Origin of the sequence: Urbifossiella limnaea (genome assembly GCF_007747215.1) — a bacterium.
Lineage (GTDB): Bacteria > Planctomycetota > Planctomycetia > Gemmatales > Gemmataceae > Urbifossiella > Urbifossiella limnaea.
In genome coordinates this window covers 359,596-383,859 of record NZ_CP036273.1, presented here as the reverse complement: position 1 = coordinate 383,859, position 24,264 = coordinate 359,596, and the positions used below count along the sequence as shown (strand labels likewise).

22 protein-coding genes are annotated in these 24,264 nt (G+C 71.9%); 3 read left to right on the top strand and 19 right to left on the bottom strand.

From position 1 onward, the window contains the following. Window positions 1-4: 4 nt before the first annotated feature. The 6 genes from ETAA1_RS01675 to ETAA1_RS01650 form a co-directional block, all read right to left on the bottom strand. Window positions 5-1,507 carry a B12-binding domain-containing radical SAM protein gene (locus ETAA1_RS01675; RefSeq protein ID WP_202920583.1) on the bottom strand — a complete coding sequence of 501 codons (1,503 nt, stop codon included), beginning with the start codon at window positions 1,505-1,507 and terminating at the stop codon, window positions 5-7. 150 nt (window positions 1,508-1,657) lie between these two features. Further along, window positions 1,658-2,017 carry a transcriptional regulator gene (locus ETAA1_RS01670; RefSeq protein ID WP_145233746.1) on the bottom strand — a complete coding sequence of 120 codons (360 nt, stop codon included), beginning with the start codon at window positions 2,015-2,017 and terminating at the stop codon, window positions 1,658-1,660. After that, the gene (locus ETAA1_RS01665; protein WP_145233744.1) at window positions 2,010-2,585 is read right to left on the bottom strand and encodes a hypothetical protein; all 576 of its coding nucleotides are present in this window, start codon (window positions 2,583-2,585) and stop codon (window positions 2,010-2,012) included. The genes ETAA1_RS01670 and ETAA1_RS01665 overlap by 8 nt, the downstream gene beginning before the upstream one ends. Window positions 2,586-2,756: 171 nt before the next feature. Then, complete coding sequence (locus tag ETAA1_RS01660; RefSeq protein ID WP_145233742.1) at window positions 2,757-4,124, bottom strand: DUF1501 domain-containing protein; 1,368 nt, start codon at window positions 4,122-4,124, stop codon at window positions 2,757-2,759. Window positions 4,125-4,136: 12 nt separating this feature from the next. Continuing rightward, a complete protein-coding gene (locus ETAA1_RS01655) occupies window positions 4,137-6,587 on the bottom strand; it encodes a PSD1 and planctomycete cytochrome C domain-containing protein (RefSeq protein WP_145233740.1) in 2,451 nt (816 codons plus the stop codon). A 56-nt stretch (window positions 6,588-6,643) separates the two neighbouring features. Continuing rightward, a complete protein-coding gene (locus ETAA1_RS01650) occupies window positions 6,644-7,018 on the bottom strand; it encodes a YciI family protein (protein WP_145233738.1) in 375 nt (124 codons plus the stop codon). Window positions 7,019-7,206: 188 nt separating this feature from the next. On the opposite strand from ETAA1_RS01650, the gene ETAA1_RS01645 reads away from it, so the two are divergent. Continuing rightward, window positions 7,207-7,650, top strand: coding sequence for a hypothetical protein (locus ETAA1_RS01645; protein WP_145233736.1), 444 nt, complete (start codon window positions 7,207-7,209; stop codon window positions 7,648-7,650). Here the strand turns inward: ETAA1_RS01645 and ETAA1_RS01640 are convergent. Then, window positions 7,630-8,283 (bottom strand): DUF2306 domain-containing protein, encoded by a 654-nt coding sequence (locus ETAA1_RS01640; RefSeq protein WP_145233735.1) that lies wholly within the window; start codon window positions 8,281-8,283, stop codon window positions 7,630-7,632. The genes ETAA1_RS01645 and ETAA1_RS01640 overlap by 21 nt on opposite strands. After that, entirely contained in the window at window positions 8,280-9,074 is a 795-nt protein-coding gene (locus ETAA1_RS01635; RefSeq protein ID WP_145233733.1) for a DUF1559 family PulG-like putative transporter, read from the bottom strand. Before ETAA1_RS01635 ends, ETAA1_RS01640 begins: the two co-directional genes overlap by 4 nt. A gap of 110 nt (window positions 9,075-9,184) precedes the next feature. Here ETAA1_RS01635 and ETAA1_RS01630 point away from each other — a divergent pair, with 110 nt between their 5' ends. After that, window positions 9,185-9,970 carry a spherulation-specific family 4 protein gene (locus ETAA1_RS01630; protein ID WP_145233731.1) on the top strand — a complete coding sequence of 262 codons (786 nt, stop codon included), beginning with the start codon at window positions 9,185-9,187 and terminating at the stop codon, window positions 9,968-9,970. Window positions 9,971-9,992: 22 nt separating this feature from the next. Here the strand turns inward: ETAA1_RS01630 and ETAA1_RS01625 are convergent, their stop codons facing one another. Then, window positions 9,993-10,430 carry an SRPBCC domain-containing protein gene (locus tag ETAA1_RS01625; RefSeq protein WP_202920582.1) on the bottom strand — a complete coding sequence of 146 codons (438 nt, stop codon included), beginning with the start codon at window positions 10,428-10,430 and terminating at the stop codon, window positions 9,993-9,995. Between the two features lie 187 nt (window positions 10,431-10,617). On the opposite strand from ETAA1_RS01625, the gene ETAA1_RS01620 reads away from it, so the two are divergent. Beyond that, window positions 10,618-11,478 (top strand): acyl-CoA desaturase, encoded by an 861-nt coding sequence (locus ETAA1_RS01620; RefSeq protein ID WP_238389347.1) that lies wholly within the window; start codon window positions 10,618-10,620, stop codon window positions 11,476-11,478. A gap of 76 nt (window positions 11,479-11,554) precedes the next feature. Here ETAA1_RS01620 and ETAA1_RS01615 read toward each other — a convergent pair whose 3' ends face one another. The 10 genes from ETAA1_RS01615 to ETAA1_RS01570 form a co-directional block, all read right to left on the bottom strand. Continuing rightward, complete coding sequence (locus tag ETAA1_RS01615) at window positions 11,555-11,896, bottom strand: hypothetical protein (protein ID WP_145233726.1); 342 nt, start codon at window positions 11,894-11,896, stop codon at window positions 11,555-11,557. Between the two features lie 157 nt (window positions 11,897-12,053). Then, window positions 12,054-13,616: an NADH-quinone oxidoreductase subunit N gene (locus ETAA1_RS01610; protein WP_145233725.1), complete on the bottom strand. Its 1,563-nt coding sequence runs from the start codon at window positions 13,614-13,616 to the stop codon at window positions 12,054-12,056. 105 nt (window positions 13,617-13,721) lie between these two features. Next, complete coding sequence (locus ETAA1_RS01605) at window positions 13,722-15,629, bottom strand: complex I subunit 4 family protein (RefSeq protein WP_145233723.1); 1,908 nt, start codon at window positions 15,627-15,629, stop codon at window positions 13,722-13,724. An 82-nt stretch (window positions 15,630-15,711) separates the two neighbouring features. After that, window positions 15,712-17,688: an NADH-quinone oxidoreductase subunit L gene (nuoL, locus tag ETAA1_RS01600; protein ID WP_145233721.1), complete on the bottom strand. Its 1,977-nt coding sequence runs from the start codon at window positions 17,686-17,688 to the stop codon at window positions 15,712-15,714. Beyond that, window positions 17,681-18,103: an NADH-quinone oxidoreductase subunit NuoK gene (nuoK, locus tag ETAA1_RS01595; RefSeq protein ID WP_145233719.1), complete on the bottom strand. Its 423-nt coding sequence runs from the start codon at window positions 18,101-18,103 to the stop codon at window positions 17,681-17,683. The genes nuoL and nuoK overlap by 8 nt, the downstream gene beginning before the upstream one ends. Beyond that, window positions 18,100-19,203: an NADH-quinone oxidoreductase subunit J family protein gene (locus ETAA1_RS01590; protein ID WP_145233717.1), complete on the bottom strand. Its 1,104-nt coding sequence runs from the start codon at window positions 19,201-19,203 to the stop codon at window positions 18,100-18,102. The genes nuoK and ETAA1_RS01590 overlap by 4 nt, the downstream gene beginning before the upstream one ends. 96 nt (window positions 19,204-19,299) lie before the next feature. After that, the gene (locus ETAA1_RS01585; protein ID WP_145233715.1) at window positions 19,300-19,860 is read right to left on the bottom strand and encodes a NuoI/complex I 23 kDa subunit family protein; all 561 of its coding nucleotides are present in this window, start codon (window positions 19,858-19,860) and stop codon (window positions 19,300-19,302) included. A 120-nt stretch (window positions 19,861-19,980) separates the two neighbouring features. Beyond that, on the bottom strand, window positions 19,981-21,210 hold the full coding sequence (gene nuoH, locus ETAA1_RS01580) for an NADH-quinone oxidoreductase subunit NuoH (RefSeq protein ID WP_145233713.1): 1,230 nt from the start codon (window positions 21,208-21,210) through the stop codon (window positions 19,981-19,983). 67 nt (window positions 21,211-21,277) lie between these two features. Then, complete coding sequence (locus tag ETAA1_RS01575; RefSeq protein ID WP_145233712.1) at window positions 21,278-22,978, bottom strand: molybdopterin-dependent oxidoreductase; 1,701 nt, start codon at window positions 22,976-22,978, stop codon at window positions 21,278-21,280. A gap of 306 nt (window positions 22,979-23,284) precedes the next feature. After that, window positions 23,285-24,247, bottom strand: a complete 963-nt coding sequence (locus tag ETAA1_RS01570; protein WP_202920581.1) for a hypothetical protein — start codon at window positions 24,245-24,247, stop codon at window positions 23,285-23,287. Window positions 24,248-24,264: the final 17 nt, after the last annotated feature.

Here is a 24,264-nt window from a genome sequence, read left to right as displayed (position 1 = left end):
GGCCTCACACCCCCGCGGTGACCGGCACCCCCGGACGGGCGCGACACTCGCCCCGCACTTCGAGCCGCCGGCGGAAGCGGAGGTGCCGCCACCGCGACGCCTCCAGCAGCGGCCGCCACGCCCAGTGCGTCAGCCGGCGGCGGATGAGCAGCGGCCACAGCCAGTTCGACCGCTTGTACAGGTACGCCATCAGCAGGTACGCCGGCACCGCCCGCCAGTCGCCAGGCCGCCGCCGCCAGATGCAGCGGTGCGAGAACGTCCGCCGGTAGCAGTACTCGTACCCCGCCGCCAGCTCCTCCACGCTCAGGTGCCGCGGCCGGAACACCACGTGCGCCGTGTCGTAGAGCGTCCAGTCGCGGTGCAGCAGCCGGCCCTCGGATTCCATCTGCCGGAACAGCGGCGTGCCCGGGTATGGCGTCAGGATGTGGTACGTCGCCGACTCCATCCGCACCCCCTCGATCCAGTCCACGAGTTCTTCGAAGCAGCCGCTGCGGTCCTGGTCGAAGCCGAGGACGAAGCTGCCGTTCACCTGGATGCCGTGGTCGTGGAAGACGCCGACGCGGCGGGCGTACTCCGCGGCCCGCGGCGTCTTCTTCTTCGCGGCCGCCAGGTTCTCGTCCGTCAGCGACTCGAACCCCACGAACACGCCGGTACACCCGGCCAGCGCCATCTCGCGCACGAGGGAGGCGTCGTCGGTCACGTCGAGGGTGACGGCGGCGCTCCAGATGATGCCGAGCGGCCGCAACGCCAGGCACAGGTCCCGCAGGTAGTCCGGCCGCGAGCCGAGGTTGTTGTCGGTGAACACGCAGTACGGCTGGCCGTCGGCGGCGATCTCGGCGGCGACCTGCTCGGGGTCGCGGCACTGGTACGGCACCTTCAGACCGTCGGTGCTGAGGTAGCAGAAGCCGCAGCGGTTGTGGCACCCGCGCGTGGCGTTGACGCTGGTCGTGGTCAGGAACGCGCGGCGGTCCAGCAGGTCGCGCCGCGGCGGCGGGTCGGCGGTGTACGGCCGCTGGTACGACCCGTCGTAGCGGGGCCGCAGCTGCCCCGCTTCGATGTCGCGGAGGATGACGGGCCACAGCTGCGCCCCCTCGCCGAAGGCCAGCGCGTCGGCGTGCGGGGCGCACTCGTCGGGGCACGAGAGGACGTGCAGCCCGCCGAGGACCACCGTCGCGCCGCGGTCGCGGTACCAGCGCGCCAGCTCGAACGCCCGCCGCGCGAACGTCAGGTGGACGGTGATGCCGACGACCCGCGGGAACGGGTCGCTCGGCGGGTGGCCCTGGAGGAGGTTCTCGTCCCAGTAGCGGACGCTCCACCCGGCCGGCGTGGCGCCGGCGATCGCGGTGAGGGCGAGGGTGGGCGTGAGGACATGCTTGCCGAAGCTGGCGTGCGGGTCCTTGGGGTAGAACGGGTTGACGAGCAGCGCCGTGCGCGGGCTCGGCGGCGCGGTGCGGCGGCGGGCGTCGAGCGGCGGCGGCTCGCGGAGGGCGCGGGGGACGGTCGGCACGGCGGGGCGCTCCTGAATTTGCAAATAACTTGGGATTGCAAAGTTAAAGACCTGAAAGAAGGGCGGGGTGGTCCCCGCCCGTTCGCGGCTCCTGGTCTTGCCGCTCGCGGCGTAGCGGCGCACACGCCGCTACGCCGCGAGCGGCGGACGCTACGCCCCCGCCAGGCCCGGCCGCGCCGCCGGGTCCGCCGCCGCGGCCGCGTCGCGCACCACCTGCTCCAGCTCGGCGATGTACGCCCGGAACCGCTTCCGCCCGGCCGCGGTCAGCACGCACGTCGTCAGCGGGCGGCGGCCGGCGAACGCCTTCGTCACCTTCACCAGCCCGTCGGCCGCGAGCACGTCCAGGTGGCGGCTCAGGTTCCCGTCGGTGAGCGCGCACAGCCGGGCGAGGTCGCCGAACGACAGGCCGCCGGGCCGCGGCACCAGCGCCGTCAGGATGCCGAGCCGGGCCTTCTCGTGCAGCACCCGGTCGAGCCCGTCGTAGGCGTACCGGCCGTCGTCTTCACTCATGGCATTCCTCCCGCCGACCGCGCAGCGCCACTGCCGTCGCCAGATGCCCCACCCCGAACACGCCGCCGACAGCCCACCCGGACGGCTCCGCGTCGGCCGTGGCCATCAGCGCCGCCCCGACCGCGACGTAGCCGGCGCCGACGAACCACACCGCCGCCGGCAGGTGCGGCCGGGCCGCGACGACCCCGAGGCCGAACAACAGCGCCCACAGCCCCGGCAGCAGCTGCACCGCGTCGGCCCGGGCGACGCCGACGGTGACGGCACCGCCGGCCAGCAGGCACGGCAGGAACTGCGCCATGACGCGGCGGGTGCGGCGGCGTTCGAGGTCGTCTTCTTCGTGGGCGTACGAGCGGGCCGCCGCCGCGAAGCCGATCACGCCTCCGACGCCGGCGACGCCGAGCCAGTAGGCGACGAACCCGACGGGCGCGAGCGGCTGCGCGGCCGCGGCGAGGAGGCCGAGGGCGCCGACGAGCGCGACCGCGGGCGGCCGGAAGCCGGGGTACACCTCGGCGCGGGCGAGCTGGTCGTGGATCAGGCCGAGCCGGTCGATGGCGTCCTGCGCCCGCATCGGGGCTTCCTCCGTGGTGCGGAGGCAGTGTACTTTGCAAGGCCAAGTTGTGTCAAGGAGGAAAGTGCGCCGAGTGCGATGCGGGGGGCGGCCGGTGGGCCGTTAGGCCGGGGCGCAAGCCCCGTCGGGATTGAGAAGCCAACGGGGCTTGCGCCCCGGCCTAACAGGGCTCTACGCCAGCACGCGCGTCAGCACCTCGCCGGCCACGTCGGTCAGGCGGTACGAGCGGCCGTTGTGGAAGTACGTCAGCCGCTTGTGGTCCACGCCCAAAAGGTGCAGCATCGTCGCGTGCAGGTCGTGAACGGTCGTGCGGTCGGTCACGGCCCGGTGGCCGAACTCGTCCGTCTCGCCGTGGCTGGCGCCGCCCTTGATGCCGGCGCCGGCCATCCAGCACAGGAACCCGTGCGGGTTGTGGTCGCGGCCGCCGTTCCCCTGCGACACCGGCATCCGCCCGAACTCGCCGCCCCAGATCACCAGCGTCGAATCGAGCAGCCCGCGCCGCTTCAGGTCCGTCAGCAGGCCGTCGATCGGCACGTCGGTCGCGGCGCAGTGGTTCGTGTGGTTGCCGCGCAGGTCCGAGTGCGCGTCCCACTCGCCGTCCGAGTACACCTGCACGAACCGCACGCCGCGCTCGATCAGGCGCCGGGCGTGCAAACACTTCGTGCCGAACGACCGGCTGCGCTGGTCGTCGAGGCCGTACATCGTGCGCGTCGCCGCGGGCTCCTTCGACAGGTCGAGCAGGTCGGCGGCCTCGGCCTGCATCCGGTACGCCAGCTCGAACGACTCGATCCGCGCCGTCAGGTCCGGCTCGCCGGGCCGGGCGCGGAGGTGGTCGGCGTTCAGCCGGGCCATCAGGTCGAGCTGCGCCCGCTGGTCCGCGGCGGTCACGCCGGCCGTGCGCCGCAGGTTCAGCACGGGGTTCCCCTCGGGGCGGAACAGCGTCCCCTGGTGCGCCGACGGCAGGAACCCCGCGGACCAGTTGATCGGCCCGCCCTTCACGCCCGCGCTGTTGCCGAGCACCACGAACCCGGGGAGGTTCTGGTTCTCGCTGCCGAGGCCGTACGTGACCCACGACCCGGCCGACGGGAAGCCCGGCCGACCGATGCCGGTGTTGATCTGGTACAGCGCGGGGACGTGATCGTTCGACTCGGAGTACAGCGACTTCACGAACGCGAACTCGTCCACGTGCTTGGCGACGTTCGGGTAGCGGTCGCACACCCACGCCCCGCTCTGGCCGTACCGGCGGAAGGTGAACGGCGACTTCATCAGCGGGCCGGGGCTGCCGTTGAACACGTCGATGGGGATGCGCTTGCCGTCGTTGCGGTCGAGGGCGGGCTTGGGGTCGAACAGGTCGACGCCGCTCGGGGCGCCCTCCATGAACAGCCAGATGACGGCCTTCGCCTTCGCGGGGAAGTGCGCCGGCCGCGGCGCCAGCGGGCCGGCGGGCGGCGCCTGCGCGCGGAGCAGGTCGGCGAGGGCGACGAGGCCGAACCCGGCCCCGGCGGCGCGGAGGAGTTGGCGGCGGTCGATGGGGGTCACGGCGGCCTCGGGTCAGTCGACGTAGATGAACTCGTTCAGCCCGAACAGCACCTGGCAGTAGTCCGCCAGCGCGTCGCGCTTCGGGTCGCCGCGGCCGGCGCGGTCGCGCTCCCGCCGCGCCAGGAACGCCACCCCCGCCTCGCGTTCGGCGGTGGTCGGCGGCCGCGCGAACGCCAGCCGGTACGCCCGCCCCACGGGGTCGGCGTCGCGCATCAAGCGGTCGGCGAAGTCGGCGGCGCGGGCGCGGACGAACGGGTCGTTCAGCACCGCCAGCGCCTGCGGCACCACCGTGGTGATGTTCCGCTTCCCGCTGCACTGCTGCGCGTCCGGGGCGTCGAACGCCTGGAACAGCGGGTACGGGATGACGCGCTTGTGGAACAGGTACACGCTCCGCCGCCACACCGCGGGGCCGTCGGCGACGTTCTTCGGGTACGGGTTCTTCAGGTTCCGCGCCACCATCGCGTCGGCCGGGATCGGCGGCTTGAACGCCGGGCCGTACATCTCCGGGTTCAGCTTGCCGCTCACCGCCAGCATCGCGTCCCGCAGCGCCTCGGCCTCCAGCCGCTTCGGCCGGACGCGCCACAGCAGCCGGTTGTCGGGATCGACCTTCGCCTTGTCGGCGTCGAACGCCGTGCCCTGGCGGTAGGTGTCGCTCAACACGATGGTGCGGTGCAGGCGCTTCAGCTTCCAGCCGTTGCCGACGAGGTCTGCGGCCAGCCACTCGAACAGCTCCGGGTGCGAAGGCCGGTCGCCGCGGGCGCCGAAGTCGTTCGGCGTGCGCACCAGCCCCTCGCCGAAGTGGCCCTGCCACACGCGGTTGACCATCACCCGCGCCAGCAGCGGGCCGGCGCCGCGGTCGGCGTCGGTGATCCAGTCGGCGAGCGCCCGCCGCTGGTAGGTAGTGTCTGTGCGATCGCCGGCGGCTCGGGCCGCCTTCCAGTAGTCGGCGGGGTCCTTGCCGCGGCTCAGCACGGTGACGAAGCCGAGCTCGACCGGCGAGCTCCTGTCGTGGAAGTCGCCGCGGCCGAACAGCCAGCTCGGCGCCGCCTTGCCGCCGGAATCGCGGTACGCCAGCGCCGCCGGCAGCGCCTTCGGCTCGCGGCGCTTCACGGCCGCGACCTCGGCCGCGAGCGCGTCCCATCGCGCCCGCCCCGCGTCGTCCAGCGCCGCGCGGAGGTCGGCGTCGCCCTTCCCGAGCGCCTTCTTCCGGCCGTCGAGCCACTGCTTCAACTCCGCCTCCGCCGCCTTCTTCTGCCCGTCCCACGCGGCCCGCACCCGGCGGTTCGCCTCGACCTCGGCGCGGGTGCCGAGTGGCACCTCGGCGCGGTCGCCGGAGTGGAGCGCCGCCGTCAGCCGGTAGTAGTCGCGCGTGGGGATGGGGTCGAACTTGTGGTCGTGGCAGCGGGCGCAGCCGAGCGACAGCCCGAGCAGCGCCGAGCCGGTGGTCGAAACCATGTCGTCGAGGTCGATGTAGCGCTGGCGGGTGCGCTCCTCTTCGAGCAGCCGCACGGGCAGCTCCGGGCTCGGGCCGACGGCCAGGAAGCCGGTGGCGGCCACGGCGCGGGGGTCGTCGGGGGCGTACTCGTCGCCGGCGAGCTGGCGGCGGACGAACTCGTCGAACGGCAGGTCGTCGTTGAGCGCCCGGATGACGAAGTCGCGGTAGTGGAACGCCGTCGGCCGGTCGACGTCGCCCTCGTAGCCCCCGCTGTCGGCGTACCGCGCTACGTCGAGCCAGTGCCGGCCCCAGCGCTCGCCGTACTGCGGCGACGCCAGCAGCCGATCGACCAGCGCGGCATAAGCGGCGTCGCGGTCCGCGGCTGCGGCGAACGCTTCCACGTCGGCGGGCGGCGGCGGCAGGCCGGTGAGGTCGAACGTGACGCGGCGGATCAGCGCCCGCGGGTCGGCCGCCGGCGACGGCGTCAGCCCCTTCGCGGCAAGTGCGGCACGGACGAAGCGGTCCACCGGGTTGCCGGCGCCGGCGGGCGGGGTGATCTGCGCCAGCGGCCGGTACGCCCAGTGCTTGCGGTCCTCGTCGGTGACCACGAGCTCCGCCTTCGCGGTCGCGGCCGGGGCGACGGTGCCGGGCCACTTCGCGCCGCCGTCGATCCAGCGGCGCAGCGCCGCCACCTGTGCCGGTGTCAGCGGGGTGTCACCGGGCGGCATCCGCAGCGCGGCGTCCTTTTCCGTCACGCGGCGGATCAACTCGCTGTCGGCGGCCTTGCCCGGCACGACGGCGGGCGAGCCGGAGTCGGCCTTGGCGGTGGCGGCGGCGAGGGAGTCGAGGCGGAGGCCGCCCTTCTGCCGCGTCGGGCCGTGGCACTTCACGCAGGTGGCGGTGAGGACGGCGCGCGCCTCGGCGTCCGCGTCCGGCGCCGCGGCGGGCTGCGCCGGGCCGTGGGGGCCGGTGGCGAGCGCGGCCGCGCAGACGACGGCGACCGCGAGGAGGCGGGGGAGAGACGGCATGACAACAAGGATACCCCGGCGCCCGGGGCGGATCAACGACGGGCGGGGGGCCGGCCTCAGCCGCGGGCCGCGATGAGGGCGTTGACCTCCGCGTCCGCCGGCCGCACCTCGAACGGGCCGAACGCCACGCCGGGGTGCTTCGACATCAGCTCGACGGCGTGGGCCAGGTCGCGCGCCTCCAGCAGCAGGATGCCGCCGAGCTGCTCCTTCGTCTCGGCGTAGGGGCCTTCCGTGACGACCACCTTGCCGCCGCTCGGCCGCACGGTCCTGGCCTCCTCCGGCGGCCGCAGCGCCTCGCCGCCGAGGAAGTGACCGCCGCGGCGGAGCTCGTCGTCGTAGGCCATGCACTCCTCCATCTTCGCGGCCATCTCCGCCGGGCTGAACTGCTGGAACAGCTTCATGTCGGCGTACCCGAGGCAGACGAACTTCATGGCGCACTCCCGGAAGCGGACACGGTTTGCAATGTTGTCGAACGGCGGGGGCGGGAATCGACAAGTCTGCGGCGGAATTCGCGCCCGCGGCTGCCAGCCCGGGAACCGACCTTGCGGCCCGCCCGGCCGCGGTCTACCCTCCACACCTTCGTTCACCCAACCGTGCGTCCTTCTTCCGGGTGCCAGTCATGTTGCGAGCCGTCGCCGCCGTCGTGGTCGGGTACGTGGTCATGTTCGCCACCATCTTCCTCACCTTCAGCGCGCTCTACCTGCTGCTCGGGCAGGAGCGCTCGTTCCAGCCCGGGAGCTACGAGCCGTCGCTACTGTGGAACGCCGTCAGCTTCGCACTCGGCATCGGCGCGGCGGTCCTCGGCGGGGTGGTGTGCGCGTCGATCGCACGGGCGGCGAAGCCGCCGAAGGTGCTGGCCGGCTTCGTGTTGATCCTCGGGCTGCTGTCCGCGGTGCCGGTACTCATGGCGGCGGCGACGCCGGCGGAGGAGCGGACGGGCGACGCCGGGAACCTGGACGCGATGATGAAGGCGAAGCAGCCCGCGTGGGTGGCGCTGGCCAACCCGTTCGTCGGGTTCGTGGGCGTGCTGCTCGGCGCCCGCCTACGGCGAACCGGGGCGTGAGCCGGTCACGGCCCGGCGCCACCGCTCGATCACCTCGAACCCGGCCAGCGGCAGCAGCCAGCTGGCCCACGCCGCCCCAACATACGCCGCCTCCGGGCTCGCCACGCCAATCAGCCCCGCCGCCCCGGACATCAGCCGCAGCGCCACCGCCGAGCACAGCAGCACGTAGCAGCGCGTCATCCAGGCGCGGTGCCGGTCGAACCGGCCGCCGCGGGCGTGGACGACGCCGACCACCGCACACGCTCCGGTCACCACCGACAGCAGGAGGAAGCTCACTCCCGCCGCGGCGCCGCCGAAGGCGTGCCGGGCCATCACCGCGCCGCTCGGCAGCACCACCCCCAGCAGCACGCCGACGTGGACGCGGCCCAGCACCCGGTGCAGCCGGCGCCGCCGTAGTACGGCCCGGCTCATCAGCAGCAGGCCGGTCACGAGCACGACCGGGGCGGTGACGACGTGGGCGTAGAAGGCGATGCGGTAGGCGCCGGCGAACGTCGCCTCGCGGCCCTGGAGGAACAGCGCGTCGAAGTCGGGCGGGAAGTAGTCGGGGTAGTTCGCCAGCGTCGCGGCCAGCACGCGCAGCACGAGCAGCGCCGCGAGCCACCGGAGCGCCGCCGGCAGGAGGCGGTGCCTCACTCCAGGTCCACCCGTTCGCGGCCGCCGACCGTCACCGCGGCCGCGAAGGCACGCGGGTCCACCGTGTCGCGGACGAACCGCACCGAGCCGTCGAGCATCGCCACGTTGAAGCCGCGCTCGTGGACGCCGAACGGCCGGCCGGGGCCGCTCACCGGCGCGTCGGCGGGGTCGAACCCGCGAAGCGTCGCGGTGCCCCCCCGTGCCCACGGGCCGACGCCGGACGCCGTTTCCGCCAGGCCGATGGTGTTCGAGGCGCCGTCCGCGATTTCCGCCAGCGTGATCGTGCGGTCGTAGCCCATCGCGCCGATCCCGACGGCGCCCGCCGGCCGTGCCGCGGCGTCGAGCCCGACCCCGGCCAGGGCCACGTAGTTCGTCGTCGCCGCGTTCCCGGGCAGCGCCGACGGGCAGACGAACCGGTTCACTTCGACTGCGGCCGGCCCGGCGTTTCCGGCGTAGCCTGTGCCGGCGTCGAAGCGGTTGAACAGGTTCCCCTGCTCGATGTACGGCAGCACCGGCACTGTCCAGCCGAGCCGCTCCTCGGGCGTTGCCCCGGGGCCGTAGCAGCCCGGCGGCAGGCCGCGCGGCGTATCGGGGGAATCGGGTATGCCGACATCCTGGTACAGGTGCAGGCCGAGCATCAGCTGCTTGAGGTTGTTCTGGCACTTCGCCCGCGCTGCCGGCTCGCGGACGCGCCGGGTGGCCGGCAGGAGCAGGCCGATCAGGATGGCGATGACCGCGATCACGGTCAGGACTTCGGCCAGCGTCATGCCGCGGCGGGTGGTCCGAGTCACGGCCGGTCCTCCGAGACGGGGGCTGCCCGATCGACGTTCCCCGCCGGCGGCGATTTCACGGCCGGGTTGCCGCGGCGGATACACTGCCCCCGCCCGCCCGGAGGTTCGCCATGCGACTGTGCGGAATCGCGCTCGTGCTGCTGTGCGGGGTCGCCGCCCCCGGAGTCGCTCAGAACAGGCCGACCGGGCTCCTCGTGCCGGCGTACTTCTACCCGGCAGGCGGGGCGAAGGACGCTCGCTGGCAGCAGCTCGCCGACGCGGCCAAGAATGGCGTGCCGCTGACGGTCATCGTCAACCCGGCGAGCGGGCCGGGGAAGGTGACCGACCCGAACTACACGGCCGTGATCGACGGCGTGCAGAAGGCCGGCGTCACGACCGTCGGCTACGTCTCGACCAGCTACGCCAGGCGGCCCGCGGCGGACGTGCTGGCCGACGTGAAGACGTGGCTGAAGCTGTACCCGACGACGCAAGGAATCTTCCTCGACGAGCAGCCGTCGGGCGCGGCCGAGGTGGCGGCGTACCTGGAGCTGTGCGAGTCGATCCGCAGGCTGAACCCGAAGCTGACGATCCTCTCCAACCCCGGCACGGTGTGCGACGCCGGCTACTTCGGGACGGGCGGCCCGGACGTGGTCTGCGTCCACGAGAACGAGGGGTCGTTCCGGAAGTACGCCCGGCCGGCGAAGGCGTACCCCCCGGGCCGCACCGCGGGGCTGGTCCACACGACGCCTCAAGGCGCCAACCCGGCCGCCGAGGTGGCGCTCGCCCGGGGGCACGGCTTCGGGATGGTGTTCGTGACGGACGCCCGGATGCCGAACCCGTGGGACCGGCTGCCGACGTACTGGGACGACCTGCTGACGGCCGTGGCGCCGCCGACGGCGGGGGGCAAGAAGAACTGAGGTCGCCGGCCGGGCGGCGCGGTCACCCCAGCCGCGCCGCCACCGCCACCCACACGTCGCCGATCACCTTCTCGGCCGTCGCCTGGAGCAGCCCCTTCGGCACCATCTTCAGCAGGCCCGTCACCTCGGCCAGCTCGCCCGTCCACGCCACCCGGGTGCCGCCGTCGGCGTCGTGGAACGCCAGCCGGATAGTCACCGTGCTCGTCGCGCCGACGGCCTTCGTGACCACCCGGAAGCCGACCACCTCGCCGTGCCGGTGCTCGGTGCGGTGCATCGTCGTGTCGAGGTGGCCGGCCATGAAGGCGAGCTTCGGCTTCATCCGCCACGCGGCGTGGTCCGGGGCCGCGGTCGTCACCTGCACGTCGGGGAGCGTGGCGACCAGCCAGGCCACGTCCGCCAGCGCCTCGGCGACGGCCGAAACCGGCTGCGGGAACTGGCGGTCGCCGGCAAACGCGATCACGGGTGCATCCTTTCGGGTGCGGGTCCTATCATTGTAGGTAGCCCGCCGGCGGAGCCCGGTCGGCCGGGGCGGGCGGATTTCGGCGAGAAATCCGCCCCCGGTGTCCTATTTTAACCGTACCCCACCGATGGCCGTCAGGAGTCGCACCATTTCGACCGCCTCACTCCCCCGGGTTTCGATGCCGTCGGTGCCCAGCGTCTCCGAGTCCACCCGCAAGGCGGTGTGGCGGCGACTCCGCGGCCTGCCGTTCATCCTGATCCACGTCGCCGCGCTGGTCGGCGCGTGCCTGGTGACGCCGACGTGGGAGGCCGCGGCCCTCGGCGTGGCCCTCTACGTGGTCCGCATGTTCGGCATCACCGGGGTGTACCACCGGTACTTCGCCCACCGGGCGTACAAGACGAGCCGGTGGTTCCAGTTCGTGCTGGCCTGGGTCGGCTGCACCGCGATGCAGAAGGGGCCGCTGTGGTGGGCCGTCCACCACCGCCACCACCACAAGTATTCCGACCAGGACGAGGACCCGCACTCGCCGATCAAGCGGAGCGTGTGGTGGTCGCACGCCGGGTGGGTGATGTCGGGCCTGTTCCGCTTCCCGAACTACGACGAGATCAAGGACTTCGCCAAGTACCCCGAACTGCGGGTGATGAACAAGCTGTACTGGACGCCGGGCATCCTGCTGGCCGCCGGGTGCTACCTGTGGATGGGCCTGCCGGGGTTCGTGTGGGGCTTCCTGGTGTCCACCGTGTGCCTGTACCACGGCACGTTCCTCATCAACTCGGCGTGCCACCTGTGGGGCTACCGCCGGTACGAGACGACGGACCAGAGCAAGAACCTGTGGTGGGCGGCGATCCTGACGCTCGGCGAGGGGTGGCACAACAACCACCACCACTACCAGAGCTGCGCCCGGCAGGGCTTCGTGTGGTGGGAGATCGACATCAGCTACTACGTGCTGCGGGGGCTGGCCGCGGTCGGGCTGATCTGGGACGTCCGCGAGCCGACGCCGAAGGCGCTGGCGGCGAAGCTCATCGCGAAGCCGCAGCCGGTGGCGTGAGCCGGGAGACGTGAGGCGGGAGACGTGAGCGCGACAAAGCCCACCCGACGTATCGGGTGGGCTTTTCTATTTGATCCTACCCCAGCACCTTCACGAGCCGCGCCACCTGGTCGGCGCCGATGCGCGTCACCAGAGCGCGGACGGCTTCCAGGTCGTCGATCCGCACCGTCTCGCCGGTCGCGGCGGCCTTCGGCGGGCGGCCCGGGCCGCGGCGGCCGGGGAGCAGCCCCTTCTTCTTCATCGTGGACTTGTAGTTGGAGATGATCCCCTTCGTGACCTCGCGGCCGAACTTCTCCTTGATGAAGTCGTAGATGGCCTTCGGCTTGGCCTTCGGCCCCAGCTCGGCGAGCGCCGCCCGCACCATGTCCGCCTGCGTCGGGCCGCCCGCCGCCTCGCCGTCCGCCTTCGGCCGTGCCATCGTGTGCCCCGGGTGTGAGTCTGGGTGTGAGGGGACGCGCCCCCCTGTATGAGGTGATGTATCACACCCCGCGCCGGGTGTGAAGATGGGAACGTGAGATAAGCGTGGGAATTTTTACCGGTCGGGTGTGAGATTCGGACCACACCGGTCGCGCCGGCTACCGCCCCGCCACGGCCGGCACCGGGGCCGCGGTCCGGGCCGCCTTCACCAGCGGCTCGGGCCAGACGCCGAACACCAGCGTGGCCGCAGCCAGCGCGGCCGCCGCCACGAACGTGGGCACCGCCCGCAGCTTCGGGGCCGGCCGCAGCGACGTCCGCAGGTACATCACGCCCAGCACCCGCAGGTAGTACACCGCCGCGACCGCCGAGTTCACCGCGGCGATCACCGCCAGCAGCACGTACAGGTTCCGCATCGTCGGCGTGTCGGCCGGGGCGGTGAACGCGCCGACGAACAGCATCAACTTCCCGGCGAAGCCCGCCGTCAGCGGCAGGCCGATGAGGCTGAGCAGGAACACCGCCATCGCCGCCGCCGACAGCGGGTGCGACTGGCCGGCCCCCGCGAGGTCGTCGATCGCGTCGATCGGCCGGTCGGGCGTGCTCAGGTACAGCACCACGGCGAACGCCCCAACTGTCATCATGCCGTAGGCCGCGAGGTACACCAGCAGCGCCTCGATGCCGCCGACCGCCGGCGTGCCCGTCGCCTCCGGCAGCGAGCTGGCCACCACGAGGCCGATGAGCATGTAGCCGCCGTGGGCCACGCCGGAGTACGCGAGCATCCGCCGCACGTTGTCCTGCAGCAGGGCCATCACGTTGCCGACGGTCATCGTCACCACGGCGATGATCCACAGGAGCAGCGGCAGCTGCGTGGCCGCGTCGAACGGCAGGTGCCGCGGGTCGGCGCCGACCAGGCCCAGGACGCGGGCCAGCGCCACGAACCCGGCGACCTTCGGCAGGAACGCCAGCTGCGCGACGACGCCGGCGGGGGCGCCCTCGTACACGTCCGGGGCGTAGAAGTGGAACGGCACCGCCGTCACGCGGAAGCCGATCGCCGCGATCACCATCACCGCCGCGACGAGCGCCAGCGGCGAGTGCGCGGCCCCGCCCTGGTGCGCCTTCGTGAGGGCGTCCACGATCGCGGTGATGTTGGTGGTGCCGGTCAGGCCGTACAGGTAGCTGAAGCCGAACAGCAGCACCGCGGACGACATCACGCTCAGCAGGAAGTATTTGACCGCCGCCTCCTGCCCCGTGCGCCCCTGGGCGGGCAGGTAGAGCAGGATGTAGGTGGGGATCGAGATCAGTTCGAGCGCCAGGAACAGCGTGACGAGGTCGTTGGCGCGCCCCGTCAGCGACACGCCCGCGGCGGCGACGAGGAGGCAGCCGTAGTACTCGGCGGCGTTGGTGCCGGTCACCTCGGGCCACGACACGAGTACGAACACGACCGCGGCGACGAGCGCGACCCAGCGGACGAACTCGGCGGGGCCGTCCGGCAGGATCGCGGCCGCGGCGGGGACCTCGGGCACGGCCACCTTCACGACGCCGGCGACGACCATGGCGGCGGTGAGGCCCAGGAGCGACGCGACGAACCACAGGCAGCGGCGGTTGGCGAACGGGCCGGCGAGGAACGCCAGGCAGGCGGTGCCGACGAGGACGATCTCGGGGAGGACGGCCGGGAACACGCCGGTGAAGGCGGCCGGCACGCCGGGGTCGGTCAGCACGGTCACGGGGGAACGTCCTCGGTCGTCGGTGATTCGTGTCGCGGCCTCGGGGCGGTGCCGCTTGCGGCTTAGCGCTTGGCAGCGCTAAGCCGCAAGCGGCGGAACCCGCACCTACTCTTCGCCCTTCATCGGCGGGCCGCCCTTGCCCCCGCCCTTCTTGCCGCCACCGCCCTTGCCGCCGCCGCCCTTCTTCTCGCCGCCGGCGGCCTTGTTCATCTCCTTCGGCGCGCCGACCGGGGCCGGCGGCGGGGGCGGCAGCTCCTCGAACGTCGGCTTCGTGCCCGCCACCCGGCCGCGGGCGAACTCGCCGATCGTCGTCAGCACGCGGACGTCGGCCTTCATCGGGTCGAGCAGGAACTGCGGGAACAGGCCCAGCGCCAGGCACAGCGCCGCCAGCCCGCCCAGCGCGAACACCTCGCGCCGGTTCAGGTCGCCCGCCGGCTCCACGCCCGTCGCCGGCGGCTCGCGCAGCGGCTCGAAGAACACCCGCCGCAGCATCGTCAGCGTGTACCACGCGCTCAGGAACACGCCCGCCGCCGCGACCGCCGCGAACCCGTACCCGGTCACGCCCGGCGTCTTCAGGTTGAACAACCCCGACAGCATCAGCATCTCGCTGCAGAAGTTGTTCAGCCCCGGCAGGCCGACGCTCGCCAGGGCCAGCACGAACGTCACGAAGGCGAACTTCGGGAACCGGCCTGTCAGGCCGCCGAACTGGCTCATGCTCGTGGTGCGGTAGCGGTCCACGAGGAACGCCAGCGCCGCGAACAGCGCCCCGGTGCTGACGCCGTGGTTCACCATGTGCAGGACCGCGCCGGACAGCCCCTCGGCGTTCAGGGCGAACAGCCCGAGCACGAGGAAGCCGAGGTGCGACACGGAGCTGTACGCCACCAGCAGCTTGATCTCGCGCTGGCCGTACGCGCACAGCGCCCCGTACACGATGCCGAACGCCGCTAGGGTGCCGACCACCGGCAGGCCGTACTGCACGGCCGCGTCGGGCGTCAGCGGGATGACGAACCGCAGGATGCCGAACGTGCCGAGCTTCGCCAGCAGGGCGGAGAGCAACACGGTGACGCCGACGGGCGCCTCGTTGTACGCCGCCGGCAGCCAGGTGTGGAACGGCACGATCGGCGTCTTGACCGCGAACCCGGCCATGAGCGCCAGGAACAGCCAGAACTGCACCGCCTGCTTCGCCGCCAGCGCCTCGGGCTTCCCGTCGAGGGCGTCCTGGGCCGGCTGCACCAGGTTCTGCTGCACGCTCGCCATCAGCTCGGGGAGGGCGAACGTGTACGTGGTGAAGTTGCCGGCCGGGGTGACGTGCGTGATCGGGTTCGTCAGCACGACGCCGATCACGCCGACGAGCGTGAGCAGGCTCCCCGCCAGGGTGTAGAGGAAGAACTTGCGGGCCGCGTCGCGGCGGCCGGAGCCGTTGCCCCACCGGCCGATCAGGAAGAACGCCGGCACCAGCGTCAGCTCGAAGAAGGCGTAGAAGAGGATCACGTCGAACGACAGGAACGCCCCGACCGCGCCCGCTTGCAACACGAACAGCCAGGCGTAGTACCCGCCAACCTTCTCGCGGATGCCGCTCCAGCTCACCAGGATGGCCGGCAGCATCATGACGCTGCACAGGGCGACGAGCCAGACGTTGAGGCCGTCGGTGCCGAGGTACAGCTGCACGCGCGGCCCGGCGAGTTCCTCCGGGATGTCGGCGAGGCTGAGGAGGGTGAGCCGGGTGGTGCCGGAGCTGACCTCGTCACTGCCGCGGAGGCCGGGGTCGCCGGGGACGAACTCGGGGTGGAACCGCTGGTGGCTGTAGTCGACGCCGGCGGTGATCGCCTCGTTGCGGACCTCGACGGCCATGAGAGTGCCGGCGACGACGGCGGCGGTGAGGCCGACGTGGATCAGCGCCAGCCACAGCGCCACCCGCCGGGCGGCCCGCTGCGGCAGGGCGCACACGACCAGCGCCGACAGCAGCGGGAACGCGACCAGCAGCAGAACGATGATCCGGAAGGCGGGGTACATTTTCACCCTGACGGGGAATCCGGTGGTTCGGTTGCCGCTTGCGGCTTCGCGCTGGGCGACGCGAAGCCGCAAGCGGCGGGGCTTAACGGCCGGCCCGGAACACCACGAAACTCAGGAACACGGCTAACCCTAACGCCATCGACAGGGCGTAGAACTGCACGAGCCCGTTCTGGATCGGCCGCACCGCCACGCCGACCAGCCGCGGCACGGCGGCGATCACGCGGGACACGGAGTCCAGGAGCAGGTCGAACACCCGCGCCATCACGGCCAGCCACTCGGCGGGCTTCACGAACGCGCCCTCGTACACCTCGTCCACGTACAGCTTGTTCCGCGACAGCGCGAACACCCCCGCCAGCGGCACCGGCACCCGCTCCGGGCCGCCGGCGCCGTAGGCCATGTACGCCAGCGCCACGCCGCCCACCGCCAGCAGCGTGCTCACGCCGGCGATGCCCCAGTTGAAGTGGTGCGCCACCTCGGCCGCGCCCGCCAGCTTCGCCGCCAGCCCGATCGACGGCGTGCGGCCGACGAAGCCGCTGAACCAGTGCGTGAACGGCTCCGCCACGATCCCCACGAACAGCGCCCCGGCGGCGAGCACGATCAGCGGCACCGTCATCACCGACGGCGACTCGTGGGCGTGGTGCCCGGCTTCCTCCGGGACCACCGTCGGCCCCCAGAAGGTGAGGAAGTACGCGCGGAAGGTGTAGAACGCCGTCAGCCCCGCGGTCAGCATCGCCACCAGCATCAGCAGGTAGAACGAGCCCGCGTGCGGGTGGCCGCTGTGCGCCCCGAACTGGAGCGACTCCAGCACCAGGTCCTTGCTCCAGAAGCCCGACAGCAGCGGCAGCCCCGCCAGCGCCGCGGCCCCGCACAGGAACGTGAGGTGCGTCGTCGGCATGACCGTCCGCAGGCCGCCGAACCGGCGCATGTCGATGACGTTCCCCATCGCGTGCATCACCGAGCCGGACGCGAGGAACAGCAGCGCCTTGAAGAAGGCGTGCGTGAACAGGTGGAACATCGCCGCGACCACGGCGAACACCGGGCTCACCGCGCCGAGCGTGCCGAGCGCCAGGAACATGAACCCGAGCTGGCTCACCGTGCTGTACGCCAGCACGCGCTTCAGGTCCGTCTGCGCCAGCGCGATGAACGCCGCCAGGAGCGCCGTGATGCCGCCGGCCCACGCCACCACCGCCTGCGCGTCCGGCGCCAGCGCGAACAGCGGCGCACAGCGGGCGACGAGGTACACGCCGGCCGTCACCATCGTCGCCGCGTGGATGAGGGCCGACACCGGGGTCGGGCCTTCCATCGCGTCGGGGAGCCACACGTACAGCGGGAACTGGGCGCTCTTGCCGACGGCGCCGCAGAACAGCAGCAGGCACGCGGCCGTGATCTGCTCCGTCGGCGGCGGGTTCTTGGCGATGTGGTCGAACAGCGCCGTCAGGTCGGTGTGCCAGCCGCCGAGCTTCCACAGCAGCATGATGCCGAGGAGGAAGCCGGTGTCGCCGAGCCGCGTGACGAGGAACGCCTTGCGGGCCGCGGCGGCGGCCGACGGCTTGTCGTAGTAGTACCCGACCAGCAGGTACGAGCAGAGGCCGACGCCCTCCCAGAAGCCGACGAGCAGCAGGAAGTTGTTCGCCAGCACGAGGCCGCACATGCAGAACACGAACAGGCTCATCACCGCGAAGTAGCGCACGTACCCGGCGTCGGGCTCGCCGTGCTCGCCGCGCATGTAGCCGCTGCTGAAGACGGCGATGAACGTGGCGATGAACGTGATCATCGCCAGCATCATGGCCGACAGCGGGTCCACGGCGATGGTGAAGTTCGCGGCGAACTTCCCGGCCGCGAACCACGTGACCGGCGCCGAGACGAACTGCGGCGTGTCCGCGCCGGCGACCTTCGACACGAGGAAGATCGCCAGCAGCGCGGAGAGGCCGCACGCGATGACGAGCGGGACGTGGGCGACCGACGTCAGCGCCTTCGCGCCGCTGAACAGGGCCGTCAGCACCGCCGCCCCGAGGAGCAGCGCCAGCACCGTGAGGGCGAACGTGACCGGGTCAGACACGGGCGGGCTCCTCGGCAACCGGAACGGGCCGGGCGCCGGCCGGGGTCAGCGTCGGGTCCGGCTCGGCGTGGACGACCGGCAGCGACTCCAGATCGACCGCCGCCGGCACGCCGAGCTCGCGCAGGTCGTGCCACCGCGACACGTCCAGCGACCGGCCGCGGCGGTACAGCATCAGGATCAGGGCCAGCGCCACGCCCGCCTCGCACGCCGCCACCGCCAGCAGGAACAGCACGAACACCTGCCCGTGCAGGTTGCCGTGGAACCGGGCGAAGGCGACGAAGTTGATCGCCACGCCCTGCAGCATCAGTTCCGCGGACAGGAACATGGTGATGAGGTTGCGCCGGGTCAGGAACCCGACCAGCCCCAGGCCGAACAGCGCGGCCGCGACCGCGAGGTAGTGCCAGAGGGTAATCACGCGGCGGTCCCCCGGCGGTGGGCGATGGCGACGGTGCCGATGGTGGCCACCAGCAGCAGCGTGCCGGCCAGCTCGACCGCGAGCAGGTGGTCGGCGTACAGCAGCACGCCCAGGTTGGCGACGTTCCGCGCCGGCAGCTCGCCGACGCCGGCCAGCAGCAGCAGCTGTTCGCGGAGCTTCGTCGCCTCGGCCTTCGCCTCCGCCGGCCGGCCGCGGGCGGGGTCGAGGACGGCGGTCTCGGCGTAGCGGAAGGCGAGCGCCGCCTGGTCCCGCGCCGCGGCGACGCGGGCCCGCACGCCCTGCGCGTGCAGGTCGGAGCGGACCGCCAGCCGGGCCGCGACCGGGCCGTCGCGGAGGGTGCCGTCCTCCTTGCGGAACGACACGCCGACCACGTCCTCGATGGCCGCCTCGGTGCGGCTCAGCTTGTCGGCCCGCTCCTTGCGCGGCGTCGGGCCGGTGTAGAAGTCGTCGTCCTCCAGCGCCTTCAGCTGGTCGGCCGCGGCCCGCAAGCTGGCTTGTTCCGCCGGCGTGATCGCCTGGGCGGGAAGGGCGGATTCCGCGGCGTGACCCTGGCCGAGGGCGAACAGGATGAGCCCGACGAAGGCGAAGCCGGCGAGGCTGCCGAGGAGCGGCTCGCGGGTGCGGTCGTTCTCGTCCGAGGGGCCGTCGTTCTGCGACAGCATCAGCACGAACAGGAACGTCACGATGATGGCGCCGGCGTAGATGATGACCGTCGCGGCCATCAGGAACGGGGCCGCCAGCAGCAGGAACAGCCCGCACACGCTGAGGATGACGAACGCGAACGCGATCGCCCCGCGGGCCGGGTTCGCGTTCGTGACGAGCACCGCGCCGAAGCCGACGGCCCCCGCCGCGAACAGGGCGAACAGCACCGTCTCGACGTAGTTGGTAACCGGCCCGCCGAACGTGGTCAGCACCCACGCCACGGCGACGGCCAGGCCGGCGACGAGCCCCGCGACGCCGCCGGCGACGGAGCGCAGGCCGGGCTTCGGCAGCAGCAGGAACGCGCCGCCCGCGGCGAGGACGGCGGCCAGCGCGAGCTGCCCGGCGGCCGACGGGGGTTGCACGGCGAGGAGGGTCATGCGGGGCTCGTGCAGTTTTTCACAAGCGGTCGGGGTTCTTATACGGAGGGCACGGGTCGCGTCACCCCAGTGCAACGCCGCAAGCGGCGGAACCAGTTATTGGGGCGGCGGTTCCGACGCCGCGCCGAGCTTCCCGGCGCGGCTGCGCACGGGGTCGGTGCCGGCCTTCGTCGTCTGGTCGAAGACGCTCAGCAGCTTCTCCTTGTCGAACACCATCTGCTCGCGGCTCGCCCCCGTCAGGTCGTACAGGGTGGTCAGCTCGATGGCGTCCACCGGGCACGCCTCCTCGCACATGCCGCAGTAGATGCACCGCAGCTCGTCGATGACGAACGTCTCGGGGTACTTCTCGCGGTCCTTCCACTCGGTCGGGGCGGGAGCGGCGACGATGTCGATGCAGTGGGCGGGGCAGGCGGTGGCGCACATGTAGCACGCCACGCACTTCACCCGCCCGGCCTCGTCGCGGTTGAGCCGGTGGACGCCGCGGTAGTTCGGCGGCAGCGTCGGCTCCTGCTCCGGGTACTGCTCGGTGATCTTCTTCGAGAACATGTGGCCGAGCGTCGTCTTGAGCCCGTCGACCATCGCGGGGAGGTACAGCTGGTCCCAGAAGCCCAACTTGGGAGCTTCGACCCAGCGCACGTCGGTTTCCGTCAACGGCATAGCACGGGCCTCGTCAAATCCGAGTTTTGACAGGATAACAGGATGAAGCAGGATGCCGAATCAAGGCCGGGTTTTGAATCCTGCTTCATCCTGTTATCCTGTCTAATATTCTTGCTCCGCTCATCGACCCGCGTACGTAACACCCACCGGCATCCCCGGCGGCAGCTTCCGCACCGCGCGCTTGGGGTTCGTGATCGACCCGGCCGCCCGCACCGCGATGCACCCGGCGACGAGGAACAGCCCCGCCGACGCGGCCGTCAGCACCCACAGCGGGGCGCCGAACTGGAGGGCGACCACCACGCACACCACGTTCGCCAGCCCGAGCGGGATCATCACCTTCCACGCCAGGTTCATCAGCTGGTCGAACCGGAACCGCGGGATCGTCCAGCGCACGATCAGCGCGAACACGCAGTACAGGAACATCTTCGTGAGCAGGATGCCCGCCTTCAGCACCGCGGTCACCGTCGGGTCGGCGGAGACGTTCTCCAGCCCGAACAGCGACCACCCGCCGAGAAACAGGATCGACATCATGAACCCGGCCGTGATGAGGTGGATGAACTCCGTCATCAGCAGCAGGCCGAGCTTCATGCTCGAGTACTCGGTGTGGAACCCGCCCACGAGTTCCTGTTCGGCTTCGGGCAGGTCGAACGGCAGGCGGCTCCCCTCGGCGTAGGCCGAGATCATGAACAAGAGCGCCGCCAGCGGCTGGAAGAACACCAGCCACCACGTGTGCGTTTCCTGCCACGCCGCGATCCGCTCCAGGTTCAGCGACCCCACGATGAGGAACACGCCGAGCACCGCCATGCCGAGCGGAATCTCGTAGCTGATGATTTGCGCCGAGCTCCGCATCGCGCCGAGCAGCGAATACTTGTTGTTGGCGCTCCACCCGGCGAGGATCACGCCGTACACGGCGAGCGACCCGAGGGCGAACACGTACAGCACGCCCACGTCGATGCCGGGGGCGATGACGAGGTTCAGCTTCGAGCGGTAGTCGGCCTGCGCCTGGTCGAACGCGGCGACGGTGGGGGCCGGGTCGGGCGGCGGGGTGGCGCCGCCGACGGGCACCACTGCCAGCGCCAGCAGCGCCGTAATCACGCCCACGGCCGGCGCGAGGACGTAGAAGATGCGGTCGACGTGGGCGGGGATCACTTCCTCCTTGAGGAAGAATTTGCCGCCGTCCGCGAGCGGTTGCAGCAGCCCGAAGGGGCCGACGCGGTTGGGGCCGACGCGGTCCTGAATCCAGGCGCTCACCTTCCGCTCGCCGAGCGTCAGGTACGCGACGAGGCCCAGCCCGCCGCCCATGACGGCGACGATGAGGATCAGCGCGGTTACCAGGTCGAACTGCGGCATCGGTCCCTCTCTGGTCCGCCGCTCGCGGCGTAGCGGCGTAGACGCCGCTACGCCGCGAGCGGCGAAATCAATCACCCAACTTCACACCGTTCGCCGGCACCTCGCCGCCCAGCGGCGCGAGCCACGATACGGCCCCGGCAACTTCCGCGCGAACAACCGCCGCCTGCGCCAGCCCGCGGCGGCCGAGCAGGTCGTAGCCCAGCTGCAACTCCGTCCGCGCCTCGACCGGCGGCCGCGCGGCGCGCCCGAACGACTGCGCCAGCCCGGCGTGGTTCACGAACGTCCCCTCCTTCTCGAAGGAGGACGTGCCCGGCAGCACGTACTTCGCCGCGGCCGTCACCAGCGACGGGAACAGGTCCTGCGCCACCAGCAGCGCCGGCGCCTTCCAGTCGCTCGGGATGCCGGCTTCCGCGTAGCCGGGCTCGGGGTAGCCGCCGGCGAACCACAGCGCGTCCAGCGCCTCCCGCGCCACGTCCGCGAACGGGATCACCGCCCCCTGTAAGTGGGTCAGCACCGCCTCGACGCCGCGGCGGTTCGGGCACTTCTCGGCGCGGATGACGAACTTCGTCGGCTCGACGGCGTTGCCGCGCACGTCCTTCGGGTAGCGGTCGTCCTCGCCGACCACCGGCACCGGCCCGAGCGTCAATCGCACGTCCGCGGACAGCCCCTTGAAGTAGCTGCCGAGCAGGAATGCTTCCTCGACGGTGAGATAAGGCGACAGCACGGCCACGACGCCGCGGGCGTTCGCCTGCACCGCGGCCGAAAGCTCCTGCTTCAGCTGCGGCGTGACCTGCGCCCACGGGGCCGGCTGGAAGCGGCCGTCGCGCTTCACCTGCGGCCGCACGAACCGCTCGGCGCTGTTGGCGAAGTGGTAGCCGTAGCGGCCCTCGTCGCACATGAAGTGGCCCTGCGCCAGCGGGTTCTCCCGCGCCCGCAGGCGGTACACGATGTCCTTGTTGCTGTCGACGTGCGTGCTGCACCCGGTGCTGCAGCGCGAACAGACCTGATCGACGGTCTTGAGGTACCACACGCGCTGCTTGTACAGGAAGTCCTTGCTGCCGAGGGCACCCACGGGGCACAGATCGACCACGTTCCCGGCCAGCTTGTTCTCCAGCGGCCGGCCGGGGAAGGTGTCGATCTCCTCGTGGTGGCCGCGGCCGTTCACCATCAGCTCGGCGGTGCCGCTGATCTCGCGGGTGAACCGCACGCACCGCGTACACATGATGCAGCGGTCGGTGAACAGCGTGATCTTGCTCGACAGCCCCGGCTTGTTCGGCGGCTGGTTCTTCTCGTCGACCATGCGACTTTCGGAGCGGCCGTAGTCGTAGCTGTAGTCTTGCAGCTTGCACTCGCCGGCCTTGTCGCAGACGGGGCAGTCGAGCGGGTGGTTCAGCAGCAGCCCTTCGAGCGTGTCGGCCTGCGCCCGCTTGGCCCGGTCGCCGGGCTGGCCGCCCTTCACGTAGTCGGCGGGGTAGGCCAGCGCCGCCTGCGTCTGGTCGCGCTTGGCGTAGTCGCCGGTGACGACGACGGTGCCGTCCTTCACGGGCGTCTGGCAGCCGGGGAGCACCTTCGGCTGCATGACGACGGTGCCGTCCGGCTTGCGCTCGCCGACCTCGACGAGGCACATCCGGCACGACGCCACGACCGAGAGCGCCTCGTGGTAGCAGTAGTGCGGGACGAACGTGTCCGCGAGCCCGGCGGCCTGCACGCAGTTCAGGCGGGCGGTGCCGATCTCGACCGGCTTGTCGTTCACGTACACGGTCGGCATGTCTGACGTACCCGGTGGGTCGGTCCTGTCACAGAGGTCCGCGGGCGGTTGCCGCGGAACACGGTTTTCAGGCCGAAGGCCTGACAGCCCTCAGCCCAGGGCAAGGGTGCGCAGCACCCGTCGCCCTGGGTTCGCACATCCAACCACCCCGCAGGCTGAAGGCCTGCGAGCCGGCTCGCAGGCCTTCAGCCTGCAAATCCACACGACGCCGTACCCAGGGCGGCGGGCCTTCGGCCCTTGCCCTGGGCTGAGGGCTGTCAGGCCTTCGGCCTGAAAACCGAAGCCCGAGGCCGCTGACCTCTGGCCTCACCGCCCCAGCCGGCGGGCGAACTCGGCGGGGGTCACGGTCTCGGTCCCGTTCGCGCCGGCGATGAGGCCGCCGCTGTTCGCGGCCGCCGTCTCGTAGGCCCACACGCCCTCGCGGGTGGTGGCGCCGGTCAGCGTGATGGCCCCGCGCTGCACCAGCCCGAACGCCGGCGTGCCGCTCATCTGCAACGCCGCCCGCGTCTCCGCTTGCGTCGGCATGCGGCCGCCCGCCCCGGAGAAGTTGTCGATGAAGATTCGCACGTCCTCCATGTCCTTCTGCCCGACCGGGATTCGCTGCCCGGCCGGCTGCGGCGGCATCGGGCGGTTGTCGATCTTTCCCATCGGCTGCGGCGCCGGCTGCCGGGGCGGCTGCTGCGGCTGCTGCGGCTGAAGCACCGACGGCGGGAGCGCCAGGAGGTACGGCCGCAACTCCTCCGGCGTGGAGCGGGTGGCGCGGCCGCCGATGACGGCGATGCCCGGCTGCTTGTCCGCGTCCACCTCGAAGGCGTACAGCCCGCCCGCTTCCGTCGTTCCGGTCAGCACGTACGCGCCTTCGGAGACCCCGGTCAACAGTTGCGGCGTCCGCTTCAGCTCCTCCAGGATCTGCGGCACCGTCGGCATGCGGCCGGTCTCGATCTGCATGGCGAAGATGATCTCGCCGATGTTCTTCAGCTCGTTGAGCGCCTGCGTACGGCGGGCGGCCTTGCGGACGGCCATCGCCGCCCCGCCGCCGCCCCCGCCGCCGAGCGCCTGCACCGGGTTCACGACGCCGATGCCCCCGCCCGCGGCGATGATGCCGCCGCCGCCCCCACCGCCACCGCCCGACGGCGCCGGCCCTTCTTGCGGCAGGCCGTCTTTCTTCAGGCCCGGCGCCGGCTCGGGCTCGGCCGGGGCCGGCTTCGGCTTCTTCTTGCACCCGGCCAGCGCCAGGACGCATACCGCGAGCAGAGCGAACCGCCGCATGACACCACCCTCCCGGG